Source organism: Ramlibacter sp., from assembly GCF_050250995.1.
Lineage (GTDB): Bacteria > Pseudomonadota > Gammaproteobacteria > Burkholderiales > Burkholderiaceae_C > Ramlibacter.
The window spans coordinates 16,460-34,962 of record NZ_JBFWNP010000017.1; the positions used below are offsets into that span (position 1 = coordinate 16,460).

Sequence of the window (18,503 nt, forward strand, 5' to 3'; positions counted from 1 at the left end):
CCCGGACGCCCTCCTGCGCGGGGACGAGGAACGCCGACCAGTACAATGCCGGTTTTAACAGCACGGCTTTTCCACAATGTCCGCCTGGGTCCTGCCGGATCACATCGCCGATGTGCTGCCTTCCGAGGCCCGCCGCATCGAGGAACTCCGCCGCGAACTGCTGGATACGGCCCGCGGTTACGGCTGCGAACTCGTGATGCCGCCGCTGCTCGAGCACCTCGAGTCGCTCCTCACGGGCACCGGCGAAGCACTCGACCTGCGCACCTTCAAGCTCGTCGACCAGTTGTCCGGCCGCATGATGGGCCTGCGCGCCGACACCACGCCGCAGGTCGCCCGCATCGATGCGCACCTGCTCAACCGCCGCGGCGTCACGCGCCTTTGCTATTGCGGCCCCGTGCTGCACACGCGCCCCGACCGCCCGCATGCCACGCGCGAGCCGCTGCAGTTCGGCGCCGAAATCTACGGCCACGCCGGCCTCGAGGCCGACCTCGAGGCGCTGCTGATCGCACTCGACTGCCTGAAGGCGACGCAGGTCGCGCCGCTCACCGTCGACCTCGCCGACGCACGCATTCCGGCCGCGCTGCTCGAAGGCGTGAAGCTCGATGCGCCCGGCCTCGCGCGGCTGCACGCGGCCCTGGCCACGAAGGACGCGACCGAGCTCGCGGCGCTGACGAAGGATCTTCCGTCGGCGTCGCGCCAGGGCCTGCACGCGCTCATCGGCCTGTATGGCGATCGCAAGGTGCTGGCCGAAGCCGCGAAGGCGCTGCCCGACACGCCCGCGATCCGCCAGGCCCTCGAGCAGCTCGAATGGCTCGCGGCCCATGTCGAGGGCGCGACGACGAGCTTCGATCTCGCCGACCTGCGCGGCTACGCCTACTACAGCGGCATGCGCTTCGGCATCTACACCCCCGGCGCGAGCGATGCGCTCGTGCGCGGCGGCCGCTACGACGAGGTCGGCGCGGTGTTCGGACGCAATCGTCCCGCCGTCGGTTTCAGCCTCGACGTGAAGGAGCTCGTCGGCGTGGCCGCGAAGCGCTCGCTGCGCGCCGCGATCCGCGCGCCGTGGCTCGATGGCGGCGCCGACGCCGCCGAGCTGCGTGCGACGGTGGCCGCGCTGCGCCGCGACGGCGAGACGGTCGTGTGCGTGCTGCCCGGCCACGAGAGCGAGCTCGACGAATTCGATTGCGACCGCGAGCTCGCGCGCGACGGCGGCCGCTGGGTCGTGCGCGCGACCGCCTGATCACCTTTTCAAGTTTTTTCCGAAGAGCGAAGTTGTCATGACGAAGACGAGTGGCCGCAACGTGGTCGTGGTCGGCACCCAGTGGGGTGACGAAGGCAAGGGCAAGCTGGTCGACTGGCTGACCGAGATGGCGCAGGGCGTGGTCCGCTTCCAGGGCGGCCACAACGCGGGCCACACGCTCGTGATCAACGGCGTGAAGACGGCGCTGCACCTCATCCCGAGCGGCATCATGCGCCCCGGCGTGAAGTGCTACATCGGCAACGGCGTCGTGCTGTCGGCGGCGAAGCTGTTCGAGGAGATCGAGGGGCTCGAGAAGGCCGGCGTCGAAGTGCGTTCGCGGCTGCGCATCAGCGAGGCCTGCCCGCTAATCCTGCCGTTCCACGCCGCGCTCGACATCGCGCGCGAGACGCGGCGCGAAGAGGGCGGCACCGAGAAGATCGGCACCACCGGGCGCGGCATCGGCCCGGCCTACGAGGACAAGATCGGCCGCCGCGCGCTGCGCGTGCAGGACCTGAAGCACCCGGAGCGATTCGCGGCGAAGCTGAAGGAACTGCTCGAGGTGCACAACTTCACCCTGACGAAGTTCCTGAACGCGCAGCCGATCGACTTCCAGGCGGTGTTCGACGAGTCGATGAAGCACGCCGAGCTGCTGCGTCCCATGATGGCGGACGTGTCCCGCGAGCTGAACGAAGCGCACATCCACGGCGACAACCTGCTGTTCGAGGGCGCGCAGGGCACGCTGCTCGACGTGGACCACGGCACCTATCCCTACGTGACCTCGAGCAACTGCGTCGCGGGCAATGCGGCGGCGGGCGCGGGCGTCGGGCCGGGCATGCTGCACTACATCCTGGGCATCACCAAGGCGTACTGCACGCGCGTGGGCGGCGGGCCGTTCCCGACCGAACTCGACTGGCAGACCCCGGGCACGGTGGGCCACCACCTCTCGACGGTCGGCGCCGAGAAGGGCGTGACCACGGGCCGCTCGCGCCGCTGCGGCTGGTTCGACGCCGCGCTGCTCAAGCGCAGCGCGCAGGTCAACGGCCTCACCGGGCTTTGCATCACGAAGCTCGACGTGCTCGACGGCATCAAGGAGCTGAAGCTGTGTACCGGCTACATGCTCGATGGCGAGTACACCGACATCCTGCCGATGGGCGCCGACGAGATCGCCGCGTGCGAGCCGGTGTACGAAACCATGGAAGGCTGGACCGACAGCACGGTGGGGGTCACCGACTACGATCGGCTGCCTGTCAATGCGCGGCTGTACCTGCAGCGCATCGAGCAGGTGACGGGCGTGCCGGTCGATATCATCTCGACCAGCCCGGACCGCGACCACACGATCATGAAGCGCCACCCTTACCTCGCCTAGGAGTGCAACGGATGTTGACCGAAGACGGCAAGCACCTGTACGTGAGTTACGACGAGTACCACAACCTGATCGAGAAACTCGCGATCAAGGTGCATCAGTCGGGCTGGCACTTCGACACCATCCTGTGCCTCGCGCGGGGCGGCATGCGCCCCGGCGACATCCTCTCGCGCATCTTCGACAAGCCGCTCGCGATCATGTCCACGAGCTCGTACCGCGCCGAGGCGGGCACGATCCAGGGGCACCTCGACATCGCGCGCTTCATCACCACGCCCAAGGGCGAGATCGCGGGCAAGGTGCTGCTGGTCGACGACCTCGCCGATTCGGGCCACACGCTGCACAAGGTGGTGGACCTGCTGCGCAGCAAGTACACGCCGATCACCGAGCTGCGCAGCGCGGTGATCTGGACCAAGGGGCTGTCGACGTTCACGCCCGACTATTCGGTGGAATACCTGCCGTCCAACCCGTGGATCCACCAGCCCTTCGAGGGTTACGACGCGATGCGGCCCGAGAAGCTGCTGGAGAAGTGGAAGATCTGAAGGGACGCCCGCGGCCCTGGGCTACGATGGGCGCATGAAGCGCTCCACCGAGTTGATCCACCCGGCCTACGAGCCCCCCGGCGGCTTCGCGTCGCCGCAGCCGGGCGTCTACAAGGCCTCCACGGTCATCTTCCCCAACGTCGCGGCGCTGCGTTCCCGCGACTGGCGCAACAAGGCCGGCTACACCTACGGCCTGCATGGCACGCCGACGACCTTCATCCTCGAAGAGCGCATCGCCGCGCTCGAAGGCGGGACGCAGTGCGTCCTCGTGCCGAGCGGCCTCGCCGCCATCGCGAACGTGTCCCTGTCGCTGCTCGCCGCGGGCGACGAAGTCCTGCTGCCCGACAACGTCTACGGGCCGAGCAAGGCGCTCGCCGAAAACGAGCTGCGGCAGTGGGGCATCTCCCACGCCCTGTACGACCCGATGGTTCCCGACGACCTGCGCTCGCGGATCGGGCCGAAGACGAAGCTCGTGTGGCTGGAAGCGCCCGGCTCGGTGACGATGGAGTTCCCGCCGCTGCGCGAGCTGGCGCAGGCCTGCCGCGACAAGGGCGTGCTCAGTGCCCTCGACAACACCTGGAGCGCGGGCATCGCATTCAACGGTTTCGATGCCGGCGCGGACATCGTCGCGCAGGCGCTCACGAAGTACCCGAGCGGCGGCGGCGACGTGCTGATGGGAAGCAACGTCACGCGCGACGCCAACCTGCACGAGCGGCTGCGGCTGACCCACATGCGCCTCGGCTGGGGGGTGGGCGGCAACGATGCCGAGGCCGTGCTGCGCGGGTTGTCGAGCATCGATCTGCGCTACCGGGCGCAGGACCGTGCGGCGCGGCAGCTCGCGGCGTGGATGCGGCAGCGCGAGGAGATCGCGCACGTGCTGCATCCGGCCTTCGAAGGATCGCCGGGTCATCGGAACTGGAAGACGCTCTGCGGGGAAGACGGACTCGCCGCCGGCCTCTTCTCGGTGGTTTTCGACGAGCGCTACGGCACGCAGCAGGTCGACGCCTTCTGCGACGCGCTGAAGCTGTTCAAGCTCGGCTATTCGTGGGCCGGGCCGATCAGCCTGGTGGTTCCCTACGACCTGCCGTCGATGCGGTCGGTGTGTCCCTACAAGGGGACGCTCGTGCGGTTCTCGCTGGGGCTGGAGGCGGTGGAGGACTTGATCGCCGACATCGACCAGGCGCTCGACGCGCTCTGACCGTCGTCCCCGCGAAGACGGGGGCCAAGGGATTTCAAAGCGGCTTTTGGAAGCCCTGGATTCCCGCCTTCGCGGGAATGACGGCCTGGGCGACCTCGGTCATCGCTTCGTGCGAATGGCTGCGCGGCGACCACACCTCGGCCGCGGCGTGCCGCGAGAAATTGCGCTCGATCGACGCCTGGTAGCCGGGGTCGTAGTGCTTCTCCAGCAGCTCCCTCACCACGACTTCGAGATCGCCCGCGCGCACCGACGCCTGCCACGCCTGCACCTGCGCCTTGCCGCGCAGCTGCACGAGCGCATCGAGCCGGCGGCAGAAGAACTCCGGGTCCTTCACGAAGAAGTCGTAGTCCTCCAGCAGCAGCTTCACGCGCTCCTCGATCGGGAGCTCCACGCGGATGCATTCGCTCGCGCGCATCGCGTCGATCAGCGCGCCCGGCACCGCGAGGTTGCCGACCTTGCGGCTTTCGCTTTCGACGAACACGGGGCGCGAAGGGTCGAAGCTGCGCAGGCGCTCCCACACCCGCGTGTCGAAATTCTTCTGCGAGGGCTGCGGCTGCCCCGGCACCACGCCGAGCACGGAGCTGCGATGGCTCGCCAGCCCTTCGAGGTCGAGCACCTGCGCGCCCGCGGCCTCGAGCGCATGCAGCAGGCGCGTCTTGCCCGAACCCGTGGGGCCGCAGACGACGCGATACGTCAGCGAGCCGGCAAGCGCGGGCAGGGCGGCGAGAACCGCGGTGCGAAACGCCTTGTACCCGCCCTCGACCACGTGAACGCGAAATCCGATCTGCCCCAGCACCAGCGCGAGCGCGCCGCTGCGCTGCCCGCCGCGCCAGCAGTAGGCGAGCGGCTTCCACGACTTGGGCTTGTCCATGATCTCGCGGCCGATGTGGCGCGAGATGTTGGCCGACACGAGCATCGCGCCGCGCTTGCGCGCCTCGAAGGGGCTCACCTGCTTGTAGATCGTCCCGACTTCGATACGCTCTTCGTTGTTGAGCGAAGGCCAGTTGACGGCCCCGGGCAGGCGGTCCTCGGCGAATTCGGCTTCGGTGCGCGCATCGATCACCGCGTCGAACTCCGCGAGCCGCGCGATCGCGTCGGCCGCGTTGATGACCTGCACACTCACTTCAACAGCTTCCTCAGCTCCGCCCAGACGTTCTCGAGCATGCGCGGCTGCGCCTCCTCGCGCGGATGGATGCGGTCGTTCTGGAACAGCTTCGTGGGGTCGGCGGCGTCGGCCACGCCCTTGAGCAGGAAAGGCACGTGCGCGGCCTTGTTGCGCTTCGCCACCTTCTCGAAGAGGTCCGCGAACTGCTTCGCGTAGGCGGTCCCGTAATTCGGCGGCACCTGCATGCCCACCAGCAGCACCTGCGCGCCCGCCTTCTGCGCGGCCTGCGTCATGGCCGACAGGTTTTCCTCGGTTCCCGCCAGCGGCAGACCGCGCAAGGCGTCGTTGGCGCCGAGCTCCAGCACCATGATCGTCGGCTTGTGCTGCGCGAGCAGGGCCGGCAGGCGCGAGCGGCCGCCCGAGGTCGTGTCGCCGCTGATGCTCGCGTTCACCACGCGGGCCTTCGACTTTTCGGCCGCGAGCCGCTGTTCGAGCAGGGCGACCCAGCCGCTGCCGCGCTTCAGGCCATACTCCGCACTGAGCGAGTCGCCCACGACCAGGATCACGGGTTCGCCCGCCGCCCAGGAATGCGTGGCGAAAGCGGCCAGCCCCAGCCCCGCGATAAAGTCACGCCGCGTCCACGACACAGCACCCCGAATGTCCGAATCCATCATTTCCGTCGAGCACGTTTATAAATCGGTCACCGATTCGACCGGCACCCTCGACATTCTGCGCGATATCGATTTCTCCCTGGCCCCGCGGGAGACCGCGGCCATCGTCGGCGCCTCCGGCTCGGGAAAAAGCACGCTGCTGTCGATCATCGCCGGCCTCGACACGCCAACGAAGGGCACGGTGCGGCTGGCGGGACAGGACCTCTTCGCCATCGACGAGGACGACCGCGCGGCGTGGCGCGCCCAGCAGGTGGGCTTCGTGTTCCAGAGCTTCCAGCTCATGGGCAACCTGAGCGCGCTCGAGAACGTGATGCTGCCGCTGGAGCTGGCCGGCCGCAAGGATGCGCGCAAGGCGGCCACCGAGATGCTGGGCCGCGTCGGACTCGGCGAGCGGCTCGGCCACTATCCGAAGGTTCTGTCGGGCGGCGAGCAGCAGCGCGTGGCGCTGGCCCGCGCCTTCGTCGTGCAGCCCGCCGTGCTGCTGGCCGACGAGCCGACCGGCAGCCTCGACTTCGCGACCGGCGAGACGGTGATGCAGCTGATGTTCGACCTGAACCGCGAACTGGGCACGACCCTGGTGCTGGTGACGCACGACCGCGCCATTGCGCAGCGCTGCGAGCGCAGGATCACGATCGAGGCGGGGCGGATCGCGGCCTGATTCCGGTCATGGCGCTTGCCCTGGCAAGACGCCCGTATGAATCGGATTCGACGCGGTAGCTGCGACGCCATGTCCTCGCCTGCCGCACTTCACGACCTCGTCTGCGACACATTATCGGCCCGGCAATCGCGGCTAGAAGCTCCGCCTGCCGAGCGCCCGTTTCGCCGCGGCCGTGAAGGCGTCGCGCTGCTCCAGGCTGTCGAAGTTCTCGCAGAGCGCCTGCACCAGTTCCTTCACGCTGCCCGCGCGGCCCAGCTCCTTGCGCACGAGCATCTTGGCCATCGGCCCGATGCCCTTGCTGAGCGCGAGTTCGAGGCCTGCCACCTCCTCGGGCGACAGGTCGAGCACCTTCGCCGTGGGCGCGCCGGGCCGGCTCATGGGTTGGCTCAGAGGCTGGCTCATGGGCTGGCTCATGGGCTGCGTTCGCGGCATCGGCGCCGTCTTCGCAAGCACCGTGGGCGGATGCGCCACCGGCGGCGGCGCGCTCGCGCCGCCGCGCGGCTGGGAGAACGGCATCGTGAACGGCCGGCTCGGCACCGGATGGCTCGGCGGCTGGCTCACGATGGGCGAGCCGAGCAGGAACAGCGTGCGCGCCTTCTGATCGGGAATCGACGGCGCGAGCGACTCGCGCAGCTGCTCCGCCGACGCCGCGAGCGGACGGGCCTTCTTCACCAGTACCTTCGCGAGCGGCCCGATGTGGCGCGCGAGTTCGGCTTCGACCTCCAGCACCGCACCGTCGTCGATGTCGCGGGCGACCGACGTGGGCATCGTCCTCGTCACCCGGGTCGTCGCATCCGGATCGAGGCGCGTCGGGTCCGCGGCCACGTTCCGCTGCGAAGCCACCACCGCATACACCTCGTGCAGCCGCTCGTGCTTGTCCGGGTACTGGCCGAGGTACTGGAACATGTCGGCGGTGTCGTCGGTCAGGCGCGAGATCACGTCGTAATACGAGCGCGAGACCAGCACCTGGTTGGGCTGCGCGAAGTCCATCACGCGCTGCGCGACGTTGATGCCGTCGCCGATGACGTTCACGCGGTTGTTGATGTCCTGGATCACGCGCACCGGCCCCAGGTGCAGGCCGATGCGCGCATGGATCGCGGTGCCGTATTTCTGCCCGAGCAGGTCGCGCAGGAGCAGGGCGCTGTGCAGCGCCTCCTCGGGATCGTCCAGGAAGCAGATGGCCGCGCCGTCGCCGGTGTCGATGGCGATGCGCGTGTCTTCCGGCACGCCGCGCAGGGCCTTGGCGATCAGCTCGTTGAACAGCTTCTTGAGCTGCACCTGGTTGTCGACGGACTTGATGGAGTAGCCGACCAGGTCGAGGAAGAGGATGGTGCCGAGCCGGTTGCGGTTCTGCGCGGAGGGGCCGGTGGGGGCGCTCGGCGCGGTCGGTGCGCTCGCCGCGCCCTCTGTCACGGACATCGGCCGGGCCCCGGCGTTCGCCGAAGCGGCCAGACTCTGCGGCCCGGCCGCGCCGAGTTCCGCGCCGCGCAGCGCCGCGCGGAACTCCGCCACCGTCTGCGGCCGGCGGCTCTCGTCCGGGTGCATCGCCCACTCGATGACGCGCAGGAGTTCGGCGCCGAACACGGGCACGGCCGCGAGCCTCGACGCCGGCTCCATGCCGTCCTTCTGCACGCGGGAGGCGGACTCGAGCGGCTTCTTGCCCGTCACCATCCAGTACATCACCGCGCCCAGCGAATAGATGTCGCTCCACGCCCCCTGCTTGCCGTGGGAGTGGTATTGCTCGAAGGGGGCGAAACCGGGACTCACGATGTTCGTGAGGTCGCGGCCGGACTGCACGCGGCGGGCGGAGCCGAAATCGAGCAGCACGGGCGAATTGTCCGCGCGCACGTAGATGTTGTCGGGCTTGATGTCGCGGTGCAGGAAGCCGCCCTTGTGGACCTGCTCCAGGCCGTCGAGCAGCGGATACACGATGTCCAGCACCGTGCGCTGCGACAGCGGCGCCACGGTGGGCAGCCAGCGCTTGAGCGGCTGGCCGGATTCGTACTCCATGACGATGTACGCCGTGCCGTTCTCGCGGAAGTAGCGCAGCACGCGCACGATGTTGGGGTGCCGGAAGGTCGCGAGCGCACGCGCCTCGTCGAGGAAGCGCTCGAGCCCCCACTCGTAGGTGCCCTTCGCCTCCGGGTCGCCCGAGCGCACGCGCACCGCGTGCCCCGCGCTGCGCGTGGCGAGGTCGTTGGGGAAATACTCCTTCACCGCGACCGGCAGGTCGAGGTTGCCGTCGCGCGCGAGGTAGGTGATGCCGAAGCCGCCGCCGCCGAGCGTGCGCTCGATCTCGTATTCGTTGATGCGGTAGCCCGCCGGCAGCGTGGCCTCGTCGCCGTCGGCCGCGGGCGGGGGCGCGGGCGGCGCGGGTCGTTCGCTCATTCGGCGGGCCGCCCGGTCACTGGTCGCCGATCATCTGCATGGCCTTCTCGAGGCTGCGGCGCATGCGGTTGAACGAGCTGCCGAGGACGGACATCTCGTCCTTGCCCTTTTCCTTGAACTCCGGCACGCCGAAGTCGCCGGTGCTGATCCTGTCGGCATCCTCGGACATGCGGCGGATCGGCCGCACGATCAGCCAGCTGAGCATGACGTTGAGCACGACGAACACCACGGCGAACACGGCCGCGAGCGACGCCATGAAGGTCGTGAAGGCGCGGTTGGCGTTGCGCAGGGGCACGTCCATCGGCACGCTCACCACCTGCGCGCCCACCACCTCGTTGTGCTTCCAGCCAAAGCCGTTGGCCTCGCCATAGAGCTTGATCATGGTCGGCGGCGCGGCCGACGGCGTGCTGTGGCACTGCAGGCAGGCGGGGTTGGAGATCTGGATCGGGTGGGCGATGAAGAGGCTGCGGCCGGTGGAGGACTGCCGCTCGTTCACGATCTCCTTCACGTCCGGGCTCTGGCGGAACTGGTTGACGAGGTCGGCTTCCCAGTCGGCCGTGCGATTGCGCGGGTTCGTGGGGTTGAGCGTGGCCTCCTTGTAGCTGTATTCCTTGTATTTCTTGCGCAGGTGGGCCACGGCTTCGGTCGCAGCGAAGGCGGGCACGGTCTGGGGCAGGAAGACTTCGTCGAGCTGCTTGATCAGGTGCGGGCGGATCTGTTCGACGGTGTAGGTGCGCACCGAAACGGCCGCCTCCATCATGAGGCGCGCGTCGCGGATCACCTCCTCGCGCGCGTTGTCGAGGAGGAGCGAGCGCGAAACGGCGCCCGCGGCGGCGATGCCGGCGAGGAACACCACGATGAGAACCAGATTGAACTTGAGCCGAAGTCCCATGACCGTCTCCTCCTGAGAGCCTATCGTTTTATACAGCGGGACGGCGGCCAGAGCCACCGGATAATCGCAGCATGTCTGCTCCCAAGGTGTTGTTCGGCTTCCATGCCGTCGGGGTGCGCCTGCGTACCGCGTCGGCGTCCATCATCGAAATCTTCGTCGACCCCACGCGGCGCGACGCGCGCATGCGCCAGTTCGTGCAGCGGGCGGGCGAGGCCGGCGTGCGCATCGTCGAGGCCGACGGCCTGCGGCTGTCGCGCATGGCCGGCAGCGCCGGGCACCAGGGCGTGGTGGCGCGGGTCAACGCGATCGAGCAGGTGAAGTCGCTCGACGACCTGCTCGACGCGCTGGTCGAACCGCCGCTGCTGCTGGTGCTGGATGGCATCACCGATCCGCACAACCTCGGTGCATGCCTGCGCGTGGCCGACGGCGCGGGGGCGCATGCGGTCATCGCGCCGAAGGATCATGCGGTGGGGGTGAACGCCACGGTCGCCAAGGTCGCGAGCGGCGCGGCGGAGACCATCCCGTACTTCATGGTCACGAACCTGGCGCGCACGATGGGCGAGCTGAAGGAGCGCAACATCTGGTGCATCGGCCTGGCGGACGATGCGCCGGCCACGATTTACGGCACCGACCTGAAAGGCGCCGTCGCCCTGGTGATGGGCGCCGAGGGACCGGGCATGCGGCAACTCACGCGCAAGACCTGCGACGCGCTAGCGAGCATTCCCATGCGCGGCGCGGTGGAGAGCCTCAACGTGTCGGTGGCGAGCGGGGTGTGTCTGTACGAGGCGGTGAGGCAGCGGCTGTGAGCGAGAGGGAGCGGGTGCGCGAACTCGTGCGGGGCGCGCGCCGCATCGTCGTGTTCAGCGGCGCCGGCATGAGCGCGGAGTCGGGGGTGCCGACGTTCCGCGATGCACAGACGGGGCTCTGGGCGAAATTCCGACCCGAGGAACTCGCGACCGAGCCCGCGTTCCGCGCAAATCCGTCGATGGTGTGGGACTGGTACGTGTCGCGGCGCGAAGCCGTGGCCAGGGTGGCGCCGAATGCCGGGCATCTCGCGATTGCCGACTTCCAGCGGCGGCACCCGGGGCGGCTTACCGTGGCTACGCAGAACGTCGACGGACTGCACCAGCGCGCGGGCAGCCCGGGGGTGCTGGCCTTGCACGGCAACCTCGCCGACGACAAGTGGCTGGACGTGCCCTGTGAAAGGTGCGATCTGGCGGTGGAGGCAGGGCGTCCCCCGCGTTGCGCTCACTGCGGAAATCTTCTTCGGCCCGCGGTCGTGTGGTTCGGTGAAGCGCTTCCTGCTCGCGTGCTCGCCGAGGCCGAATCCGCCGCGCGCGCCTGCGACCTGATGCTGGTCGTGGGCACGTCGGGCGCCGTCTATCCGGCGGCCGGTCTCGCGCGCATGGCGCGCGGCCAGGTGGTCGTCGTCAACCCGCAGGCGAGCGATCTCGACGATGCGGCCGACGTGGTGCTGCGCGACACGGCGGCGCGGTCGCTGCCTTATCTTCTGGAGGATTGAGATGACGAGACGAACGTGGAGCGTGCTCGCCTGCGTGGCGGTGCTTGGCCTGGCGGCCTGCACGCAGGAGCAGCAGAACAAATTGAGCCGCGACATCCAGAACTGGACGGGCACGAACGGCGTGCTGGAGGTCTATTCCGGCGACAAGGTGGTCAAGCGCTGGCTGCGCATCGACAAGCTCAGCACGGCGCTCGGCACGGCGGACGGCGAGGCGCGCGCCTACCGGTACGGGTGGGGCGTGCTCGACGAGAATCTGAACGGCGCGGTCGACGCGACGGAGAAGAAGGTGTATTTCGAGATCGGGGGGTTCACGTCGTACGTGTTTTACGAGAATCCGCGGTGAGGGGCATCTAGGCCAGTATCCAGCCCGCCAAAGCCGCCAGCCCCACCACCACCACCGGCGACCATCGCGCGAACACCAGCAAGCCGAACGCCGCCAGCGCCAGCGCGACGTCGGCGAGCGAATGAATGGCGCTCGTCCACACGGGGTCGTACAGCGCCGCGCCGAGCACGCCCACCACGGCGGCATTGATGCCGCCCATCGCACGCTGGACGTCGTCGCGCTGGCGCATCGATTCCCAGAACGGCAGCGCGCCGGCCACGAGCAGGAACGCGGGTACGAAGATGGCGGCGAGCATCGACAGGCCGCCGATCCAGCCGCCCAGCGGCGAGGGCATCAGCGCGCCCAGATAAGCCGCGAACGTGAACAACGGCCCCGGCACCGCCTGCGCCGCGCCGTAGCCGGCGAGGAACGCATCGTTGCTCACCCAGCCGCCGGGCACCACGCCCGCCTGCAGCAGCGGCAGCACCACGTGGCCGCCGCCGAAGACCAGCGCGCCGGCCTTGTAGAAGACCGCCGCGGCCTGGATGGAGGGCGAAGCGCTCAGCGTCGCGAGCAAGGGAACGAGCAGCAGCAGGGCCGCGAAGATCGCGAGCAGCACCGCGCCCGTCCGCCGGGACACGGGGTACGAGCGATGCGCAGCCGGCGGCAGATGCCCGAGTCGCAACAGGAAGCGGGCCGCCAGCCCGCCCAGCACGATCGCGGCCAGCTGGCCCATGGCGCCCGGCACGGCGAGGACGAGCAAGGCGGCAAGGAGCGCGATCCCCGCCCGCAACCGATCCGGGCACAGCGACTTCGCCATGCCCCACACGGCTTGCGCGACGATGGCGACCGCGACGACCTTCAGTCCATGCACGGCGCCCGAAGCTGCAACGCCTGCCCATCCGGCGACGCCGAAGGCGAAGAGGATGAGCGCGATGGCCGATGGCATCGTGAAGCCGACCCACGCGGCCAACGCGCCCCACCAGCCCGCGCGGCCCAGGCCGAGCGCCATGCCGACCTGGCTGCTCGCCGGGCCGGGCAGGAACTGGCAGAGCGCGACGAGGTCGGAATAGGCCTTGTCGTCGAGCCATCCGCGCCGCTCGACGAACTCGGTGCGGAAGTAGCCGAGATGCGCGACGGGGCCGCCGAAGGAGGTGAAGCCCAGCTTGAGGAACACCAGGAAAACCTCCCATGCCGAACCACGGGGCGAGCCCTGGGCGTCCGGGGAAGCGTCGCTGTCGGGAGTGCGTTCGGAGGACTGCATCATCGTGCCTTCAGACAATCCCGAGCGCCCCCGCGAGCGCCCCCGCCGCGAGCAGCCACAGCAGGTGGATCTTCGTGCGCCATACGAGCAGCAGCGCCGCCGCCGTCAGCGCCCACAGCGGCCAGTGTTTTGCCTCGGGCGACTGGCCGGTGGCGAGCAGCCAGCCGGTGGCGACGAGAAGTGCGATGACAATGGGCGCCATGCCCTGCTTGAAGGCGCGCACCGCGCGCATGTCGCGGTTGCGGTGGCTCCAGTGCGCCGTGAGGAAGGTCAGCACGCTCGAGGGCAGCATGATCCCCGTCATGCACAGCACCATGCCGAGCGCGGCGCTCGCGTAGCCGCCCGCGTTGAGGCCGACGTTCCATCCCATCAGCGCGATGAAGAGCACGTTCGGCCCGGGCGCGGACTGCGCGATGGCGATGGATGAAGTGAACTGCGCATCGTTGAGCCAGTGCTTCTCCTCGACCAGGAAGCGATGCATGTCGGGCGCGGTGGAAATCGCCCCGCCCACCGTCAGCAGCGAGAGGCCCAGGTAATGCGCGAACAGGTGGAGCCAGTCGATGGCCGTCATGCTGATGACCGCAGTGGTGCTCATCGGAGCCTCCGCCAGGCGATGACGCACGCAAGCCCGCCGATGCCCAGCAGGACCCACGCGAGCGGCACGCGCAGCAGCGCGATGGCAACGAAGGCCGCGATGGCGAACGCGCCCGCGAGCGCGGGGCGCAGCACGTTCTTCTTCAAGGCCGGAATGAGGCGCACGCCGGTGGCCATGAACATGCCGGCGGCAATGGCGCCCATGCCGCGCAGCGCGCCGGACACGTGCGGATCGCTCTGGTACCGGGTGTAGACGAGTGCAAGCAGCACGACGATGAGGGCCGGCAGGCCGAGCAGGCCCGCGACGGCGGCGAACGAGCCGCGCCAGCCGAAATGCCGGGCACCGTACATGATGCCGAGGTTCACCACGTTGGGGCCGGGCATGATCTGCGCGACGGCCCATTCCTCCACGAACTCCTCGCGCGTGAACCACTTCTTGCGGTCCACCAGCTCGCGCTGGACGACGACGAGCACGCCGCCGAAGCCCTGCAGGGCCATCCAGTTAAAGGCAAGGAACAGTTCGGTAAGGGATCGCGGCTTCGCGCGGGGCTCGGCATCCGCCGGGGGGCTGGTCATGCGTGGAATTATCCCGTGCGAGGCTGTCGTTTGCCCGGCGACCCGCGCGCCGAGAGCCACAGCCCCGCCGCGATGAGCGCGAGCGCGACGAGCAGGGCGGGATGAAGGCGCTCGCCGAGCAGCACCGCGCCGAGCACTGCGGCCGTGACCGGGTTGAGCGCGAGGAACACCGTCACGCGGGTGGGCGACTCGTGCTTGAGCGCGTAGAGCCAGAGGTAGTAGCCCACGGCGCTCGCGACGCCGATGAAGACGATGGCGGCCCAGGCAGGGGCCGCGATGGCCGCGATGCGCGACGGCCACTGCTCGCCGGCCGCGGCGACCACGAGGAAGACGACCGAAGCGGCCATGGCGTAGGTCGACACCGGCATCGTGGGATACCGCCGCAGGTAAGGCCGGTACAGCACGCTGCAGATCGCGCCGACGAGGGCGGCCGCGAAGATGGCGAGTTCGCCCCACCAGCCGCCCGCATGCGCCGAACCGCCGCTCGCCGCGATCTTCGGCGCGAGGGACAAGGCCACGCCTGCGATCGAGACGAGCACGCCGGCCAGCAAGCGCGCCGTCATCTCCTCGCGCCCCAGCGCGGCGCCGAGCATGAGCGTGAGAAGAGGGAACAGGCTGAAGATCAGCGCGCCCTGCGCCGCGCCGATGTGCTGCAGGCCCCAGTTCATGAAAGCGATGAGGACCGCGAACTGACCGATGCCCAGCGCGGCCATCGCGGCGAGGTCGCGCAGCGTCGCCGTCATTCGGGCCGCGCGCCAGGATGCGACGCCGAAGGGCAGCAGGCACACCACGCCGATGGCGTACCGCAGGAGCGCGAGCGTGAGCGGCGGCACTTCCGCCACCACGTGCCGCGTGGCGACGATGCCGGCCCCCACGAGCATGCTCGAGCCCGCCGCCGCGACCAGGGCGAGGTTCAGAGCTTCAGCTCCCAGGTTTCGGCGCGCATGTCCTTCTGGCCGAAATCGAAATTGGGCTCGCTTTGCGTGAGGACGAAGCCGCGCGACTTGTAGATGGCGCGCGCGGCGACCAGGATGTCCTGCGTCCACAGCACCATCTTCCGATAGCCCGTGGCGCGTGCGAAGTCGATGGCTTCGTCGACGAGCCGCTGGCCCAGGCCGAGCCCGCGCGCCTCCGGGCGCAGGATCAGCAGGCGAAGCTTGGCGACGGTGGCCGACTTGCGAACGACGAAAACGGACCCGGCGCGCTCGCCGTCGACTTCGGCGATCCAGCCTTTTTCGTGGACGGGGTCGAACTTGTCGATGAACTCCGCGGCGATTCGCGCGACCAGCGCTTCGAAGTCCGCGGTGAAGCCGTACTCGCGCGCATACAGCTCGCCGTGCTGCTGCACGACCCAGCCCATGTCGCCGGGGCGGGGGTCGTGCATGACGATGGCGGGTTGCGCGTCCGCGCCCGCCTCGAGCAGGCGCTGCAACGTGTCCATCGCGCCGATGAGGCGGGGCCGCGCGCGCGGCGACAGCGCGGCAAGCAGGGCCGCGGCTTCGTCGCGCGACTTCTGCTGCAGCGGCGCGAAGGCGGCGTGCCCCTTCGGGGTGAGTTGCAGGAGGGTCTGCCGCGCGTCATGCGCCGCGCCTTCGCGCACGATCCAGCCCTGCGCGTCGAACTTGCGCAGGATGCGGCTCAGATACCCCGGATCGAGTCCCAGTTCGCGCACCAGCGCGCTCGCGGTGAGCTGCTTGCGGTGTGCAAGCTCGTACAGCACGCGCACTTCGGTCAGCGTGAAGTCGCTGCCCAGGTAGCGGTCGAGCACGCCGATGCGCTGCGTGTAGAAGCGGTTGAAGGCGCGGACCGCCTTGACCTGCGCGGCGGGAATGGGCGAGGGCCCGGACATCGGGCGAGTGTGAGGGAGATGTTTGCCGGAGTCAACTAAATTTCCATACGAACGCGATGCCGCATGCATGACCGCGGGCCCCTGCGGCCGAACAGCGCCTCCACTCAACTCTGCGAACCGCGCAACGCGCCACAATGAGGCCATGCTCAAAGTCCTGAAGGATCTTTTCGACGCCGTCACCGGCAACGACGCCGCCGTCGCACCCCGTGACGACCACGCGCTGCAACTCGCTGCGGCCGTCCTCCTCGTCGAGGTGATGCGTGCCGATCCCGCGCTGGGGGAGAAGGAGCGTGCCGCGGTGGTCGAAGCGCTGCGCCGCAGCTTCACGCTGGCCGACGACGAAATTGACCGCCTCGTCGATCTCGCCCACGAACGCTCGCGGGGCGCCGGCGATTTCTTCGCATTCACTTCGACCCTCAACGATCGCTACACGCACGAGCAGAAGGTGCGGATGGTCGAGCAGATGTGGCGGGTCGCGTTCGCCGACGGGCACCTCGACGCGCACGAGAACCACCTGATCTCGAAAGTCGCGGGCCTGCTGCATGTGACGCACGGCGAGTACATCGCCGCGAAGCTGCACGCGAAGGGCGCGGGGCACGCCTGAGGTCCGGCCGGGCAATGCCCGGCGTGCAGGGCGACGGGTCTCTCTACGAAACCGAGAGGAAACGGCTGTCGTGGCGGCAGCCGACGGCCGTAGCCTGAGCTTCGACGCAGTCCGCCGCGGCCATGCGCCGCGGATGGATCGTGCCGGCCAGCATCACCGTGAGGATCGCGGCGAGCGCGAACGCCATCGTGAGGAAAAGCAGATACCACGGCCACACGGTCGACCATTTGCTTTGCAGCGGCCTGACTCGTACGGGTCGTGAGCCGGCGCCCGATGCGCTGCGAATCCAGCGGTCGTGCTCCGCGCGGCGATGCGAGTCGGACAGGACGTCGTAGGCCGCGTTGATCGCGGCCATGGCGCGGCCCGCGTTCGCGTTGTCGGGCATGCGGTCGGGGTGGTATTGCTGGGCGAGCTTGCGATAGGCGCGGCGAATGCCATCCTGCGTGGCGCAGCGGTCCACGCTCAGCACGTCGTAGTAGGTGGCGATCGGCGCGGCCATCGCTGCGAATTCTAGGGGGCACCCCAACGAAAGCGAAGCGTTCCGGCGGCGGCCTGTCGTGCGAGAGCTACACGGAAGCCCTGGATGCCCGCCTTCGCGGGGATGACGATCCCTCGATTGCCCCGATCAGGCGGCGGCGCGTTGCTGCTGCACGCGGCGGATCTGCTGATGCAACGGGAAGATGACGTCCTTCGCCTCGTCGAACACCGCGAACCCGAGCGAGCTGCGGTCACGCGAGGGAATGCGCTCGATCTGGGCCTGCGCGGCGAGCCGCGCGAAGGCCAGCGCGCCGATCTCGCTGTCGTGGTCCTCGCCGCCGAACAGCTTGAAGAGGCAGAGGGCGTCCCAGTAGGTGCCGGGCGGCTCGGCGCACACCTTGGCGTAGCTGCAGAAGCGCTGTCCGTCCGCGATGGGCACCGCGTAGGCAGCGATGTAGAAGCCGTTGATCGGGCCCCAGACCTTTTCCATGACAGCCTCCCTGTGACTGCTGCTTTTATAGGGACCCAGTGTGGAGCGGAACCGGCGTCGGCGGGGGCGGCTGCGCTGGGACGGACAGGCGCATTTGGCCTTGTCCTACAAACTTCCTGCCCGACGCTTTCGCGTCGGCGGGAATCCGGCGCTTTCCGAGGTTTCCCTGCATGCGGTCGAGGTTTCGTCCGACGTATTCGCTTACCCGCCATGGGCATCTTGCCCGCAGCATGAACCTCATCGTCACCACCCGCGTCGAGGAAAGGCACTTGCGCATCAACGCACAGGGCTCCTGGCGGTACAACGATGCGCTGAACCTGGCCTACCAGCTCAAGGCGGCGGGTCTGCGGGAGAACCGCGACAAGGTGCTCCTGGATCTTCGCGAGGTTCATGCGGCGCAAGGCGTCCCCGGCAAGTTCTTCGTCATGGATCGCCTGCGCCGTGTGCTGCCGCCCGACATGAAGGTCGCGCTGCTCGGTCCGGTGGAGATGGTCGACCTGGAGGCCCGCAGCGACCCGACGGTCGCCACCGTCGTGCTGTTCGCATCCGAACGCTCCGCGCTGCTGTGGATCGATGGAATCCACGCGGCCATAAAAAATCCCTCGGTCTTGCGGGCCGAGGGACAAGCAGCCGGGAAAGAAACTTGAAAAGAACCCGGCCAATGGGTTGGAGCGCTTTCTTGTCCGCAGGTTCCCGACGCGCGTAGATTTTGAAAGCACGGATTCCCGCCTTCGCGGGAATGACGGCGGGG

Annotated in this window: 21 protein-coding genes; 10 read left to right on the top strand and 11 right to left on the bottom strand. The window is 68.9% G+C overall.

From position 1 onward, the window contains the following. Window positions 1-76 precede the first annotated feature (76 nt). Genes AB7E83_RS13195 through AB7E83_RS13210 form a run of 4 tightly spaced genes read left to right on the top strand, consistent with a single transcriptional unit; the run spans window position 77 to window position 4,340 of the window. A complete protein-coding gene (locus AB7E83_RS13195) occupies window positions 77-1,240 on the top strand; it encodes an ATP phosphoribosyltransferase regulatory subunit (RefSeq protein ID WP_428570136.1) in 1,164 nt (387 codons plus the stop codon). A 37-nt stretch (window positions 1,241-1,277) separates the two neighbouring features. Beyond that, window positions 1,278-2,606 carry an adenylosuccinate synthase gene (locus AB7E83_RS13200; protein ID WP_428570138.1) on the top strand — a complete coding sequence of 443 codons (1,329 nt, stop codon included), beginning with the start codon at window positions 1,278-1,280 and terminating at the stop codon, window positions 2,604-2,606. 11 nt (window positions 2,607-2,617) lie between these two features. After that, window positions 2,618-3,142 (top strand): phosphoribosyltransferase, encoded by a 525-nt coding sequence (locus AB7E83_RS13205; protein WP_428570140.1) that lies wholly within the window; start codon window positions 2,618-2,620, stop codon window positions 3,140-3,142. Window positions 3,143-3,176: 34 nt separating this feature from the next. Continuing rightward, complete coding sequence (locus tag AB7E83_RS13210; RefSeq protein ID WP_428570142.1) at window positions 3,177-4,340, top strand: PLP-dependent transferase; 1,164 nt, start codon at window positions 3,177-3,179, stop codon at window positions 4,338-4,340. Window positions 4,341-4,374: 34 nt separating this feature from the next. On the opposite strand, the gene mnmH is transcribed toward AB7E83_RS13210, so the two are convergent. Both mnmH and AB7E83_RS13220 read right to left on the bottom strand, forming a co-directional pair. Further along, on the bottom strand, window positions 4,375-5,463 hold the full coding sequence (gene mnmH, locus AB7E83_RS13215; RefSeq protein ID WP_428570143.1) for a tRNA 2-selenouridine(34) synthase MnmH: 1,089 nt from the start codon (window positions 5,461-5,463) through the stop codon (window positions 4,375-4,377). Continuing rightward, window positions 5,460-6,116, bottom strand: a complete 657-nt coding sequence (locus AB7E83_RS13220; RefSeq protein ID WP_428570145.1) for an arylesterase — start codon at window positions 6,114-6,116, stop codon at window positions 5,460-5,462. The genes mnmH and AB7E83_RS13220 overlap by 4 nt, the downstream gene beginning before the upstream one ends. Between AB7E83_RS13220 and AB7E83_RS13225 the strand changes: the two genes are divergently transcribed. Beyond that, complete coding sequence (locus AB7E83_RS13225; RefSeq protein ID WP_428570147.1) at window positions 6,103-6,774, top strand: ABC transporter ATP-binding protein; 672 nt, start codon at window positions 6,103-6,105, stop codon at window positions 6,772-6,774. The genes AB7E83_RS13220 and AB7E83_RS13225 overlap by 14 nt on opposite strands. 132 nt (window positions 6,775-6,906) lie before the next feature. Here AB7E83_RS13225 and AB7E83_RS13230 read toward each other — a convergent pair whose 3' ends face one another. Both AB7E83_RS13230 and AB7E83_RS13235 read right to left on the bottom strand, forming a co-directional pair. Further along, window positions 6,907-9,162 carry a protein kinase domain-containing protein gene (locus tag AB7E83_RS13230; protein ID WP_428570149.1) on the bottom strand — a complete coding sequence of 752 codons (2,256 nt, stop codon included), beginning with the start codon at window positions 9,160-9,162 and terminating at the stop codon, window positions 6,907-6,909. A gap of 16 nt (window positions 9,163-9,178) precedes the next feature. Then, a complete protein-coding gene (locus AB7E83_RS13235; RefSeq protein WP_428570150.1) occupies window positions 9,179-10,054 on the bottom strand; it encodes a c-type heme family protein in 876 nt (291 codons plus the stop codon). A 71-nt stretch (window positions 10,055-10,125) separates the two neighbouring features. Here AB7E83_RS13235 and rlmB point away from each other — a divergent pair, with 71 nt between their 5' ends. Genes rlmB through AB7E83_RS13250 form a run of 3 tightly spaced genes read left to right on the top strand, consistent with a single transcriptional unit; the run spans window position 10,126 to window position 11,919 of the window. Then, entirely contained in the window at window positions 10,126-10,860 is a 735-nt protein-coding gene (rlmB, locus tag AB7E83_RS13240) for a 23S rRNA (guanosine(2251)-2'-O)-methyltransferase RlmB (protein ID WP_428570152.1), read from the top strand. Next, on the top strand, window positions 10,857-11,576 hold the full coding sequence (locus tag AB7E83_RS13245; RefSeq protein ID WP_428570154.1) for an SIR2 family NAD-dependent protein deacylase: 720 nt from the start codon (window positions 10,857-10,859) through the stop codon (window positions 11,574-11,576). The genes rlmB and AB7E83_RS13245 overlap by 4 nt, the downstream gene beginning before the upstream one ends. Before the next feature lies 1 nt (window position 11,577). Continuing rightward, the gene (locus AB7E83_RS13250; protein WP_428570156.1) at window positions 11,578-11,919 is read left to right on the top strand and encodes a hypothetical protein; all 342 of its coding nucleotides are present in this window, start codon (window positions 11,578-11,580) and stop codon (window positions 11,917-11,919) included. Between the two features lie 7 nt (window positions 11,920-11,926). Here AB7E83_RS13250 and chrA read toward each other — a convergent pair whose 3' ends face one another. Genes chrA through AB7E83_RS13275 form a run of 5 tightly spaced genes read right to left on the bottom strand, consistent with a single transcriptional unit; the run spans window position 11,927 to window position 16,181 of the window. Further along, window positions 11,927-13,162 (bottom strand): chromate efflux transporter, encoded by a 1,236-nt coding sequence (chrA, locus tag AB7E83_RS13255; RefSeq protein WP_428570261.1) that lies wholly within the window; start codon window positions 13,160-13,162, stop codon window positions 11,927-11,929. Window positions 13,163-13,172: 10 nt separating this feature from the next. Continuing rightward, window positions 13,173-13,757: a chromate transporter gene (locus AB7E83_RS13260; RefSeq protein ID WP_428570158.1), complete on the bottom strand. Its 585-nt coding sequence runs from the start codon at window positions 13,755-13,757 to the stop codon at window positions 13,173-13,175. Further along, window positions 13,754-14,332, bottom strand: coding sequence for a chromate transporter (locus AB7E83_RS13265; RefSeq protein ID WP_428570160.1), 579 nt, complete (start codon window positions 14,330-14,332; stop codon window positions 13,754-13,756). The genes AB7E83_RS13260 and AB7E83_RS13265 overlap by 4 nt, the downstream gene beginning before the upstream one ends. Window positions 14,333-14,340: 8 nt before the next feature. After that, window positions 14,341-15,264 carry a DMT family transporter gene (locus tag AB7E83_RS13270; RefSeq protein WP_428570262.1) on the bottom strand — a complete coding sequence of 308 codons (924 nt, stop codon included), beginning with the start codon at window positions 15,262-15,264 and terminating at the stop codon, window positions 14,341-14,343. Continuing rightward, window positions 15,246-16,181, bottom strand: coding sequence for a bifunctional helix-turn-helix transcriptional regulator/GNAT family N-acetyltransferase (locus AB7E83_RS13275; RefSeq protein WP_428570161.1), 936 nt, complete (start codon window positions 16,179-16,181; stop codon window positions 15,246-15,248). Before AB7E83_RS13275 ends, AB7E83_RS13270 begins: the two co-directional genes overlap by 19 nt. Before the next feature lie 142 nt (window positions 16,182-16,323). Between AB7E83_RS13275 and AB7E83_RS13280 the strand changes: the two genes are divergently transcribed. Further along, window positions 16,324-16,785, top strand: coding sequence for a TerB family tellurite resistance protein (locus tag AB7E83_RS13280; RefSeq protein ID WP_428570163.1), 462 nt, complete (start codon window positions 16,324-16,326; stop codon window positions 16,783-16,785). 43 nt (window positions 16,786-16,828) lie between these two features. Here the strand turns inward: AB7E83_RS13280 and AB7E83_RS13285 are convergent, their stop codons facing one another. Continuing rightward, entirely contained in the window at window positions 16,829-17,284 is a 456-nt protein-coding gene (locus AB7E83_RS13285; RefSeq protein ID WP_428570164.1) for a J domain-containing protein, read from the bottom strand. A gap of 126 nt (window positions 17,285-17,410) precedes the next feature. Next, a complete protein-coding gene (locus tag AB7E83_RS13290) occupies window positions 17,411-17,752 on the bottom strand; it encodes a hypothetical protein (RefSeq protein WP_428570166.1) in 342 nt (113 codons plus the stop codon). Window positions 17,753-17,982: 230 nt separating this feature from the next. Here AB7E83_RS13290 and AB7E83_RS13295 point away from each other — a divergent pair, with 230 nt between their 5' ends. Beyond that, window positions 17,983-18,399, top strand: a complete 417-nt coding sequence (locus AB7E83_RS13295; RefSeq protein WP_428570167.1) for a hypothetical protein — start codon at window positions 17,983-17,985, stop codon at window positions 18,397-18,399. Window positions 18,400-18,503: the final 104 nt, after the last annotated feature.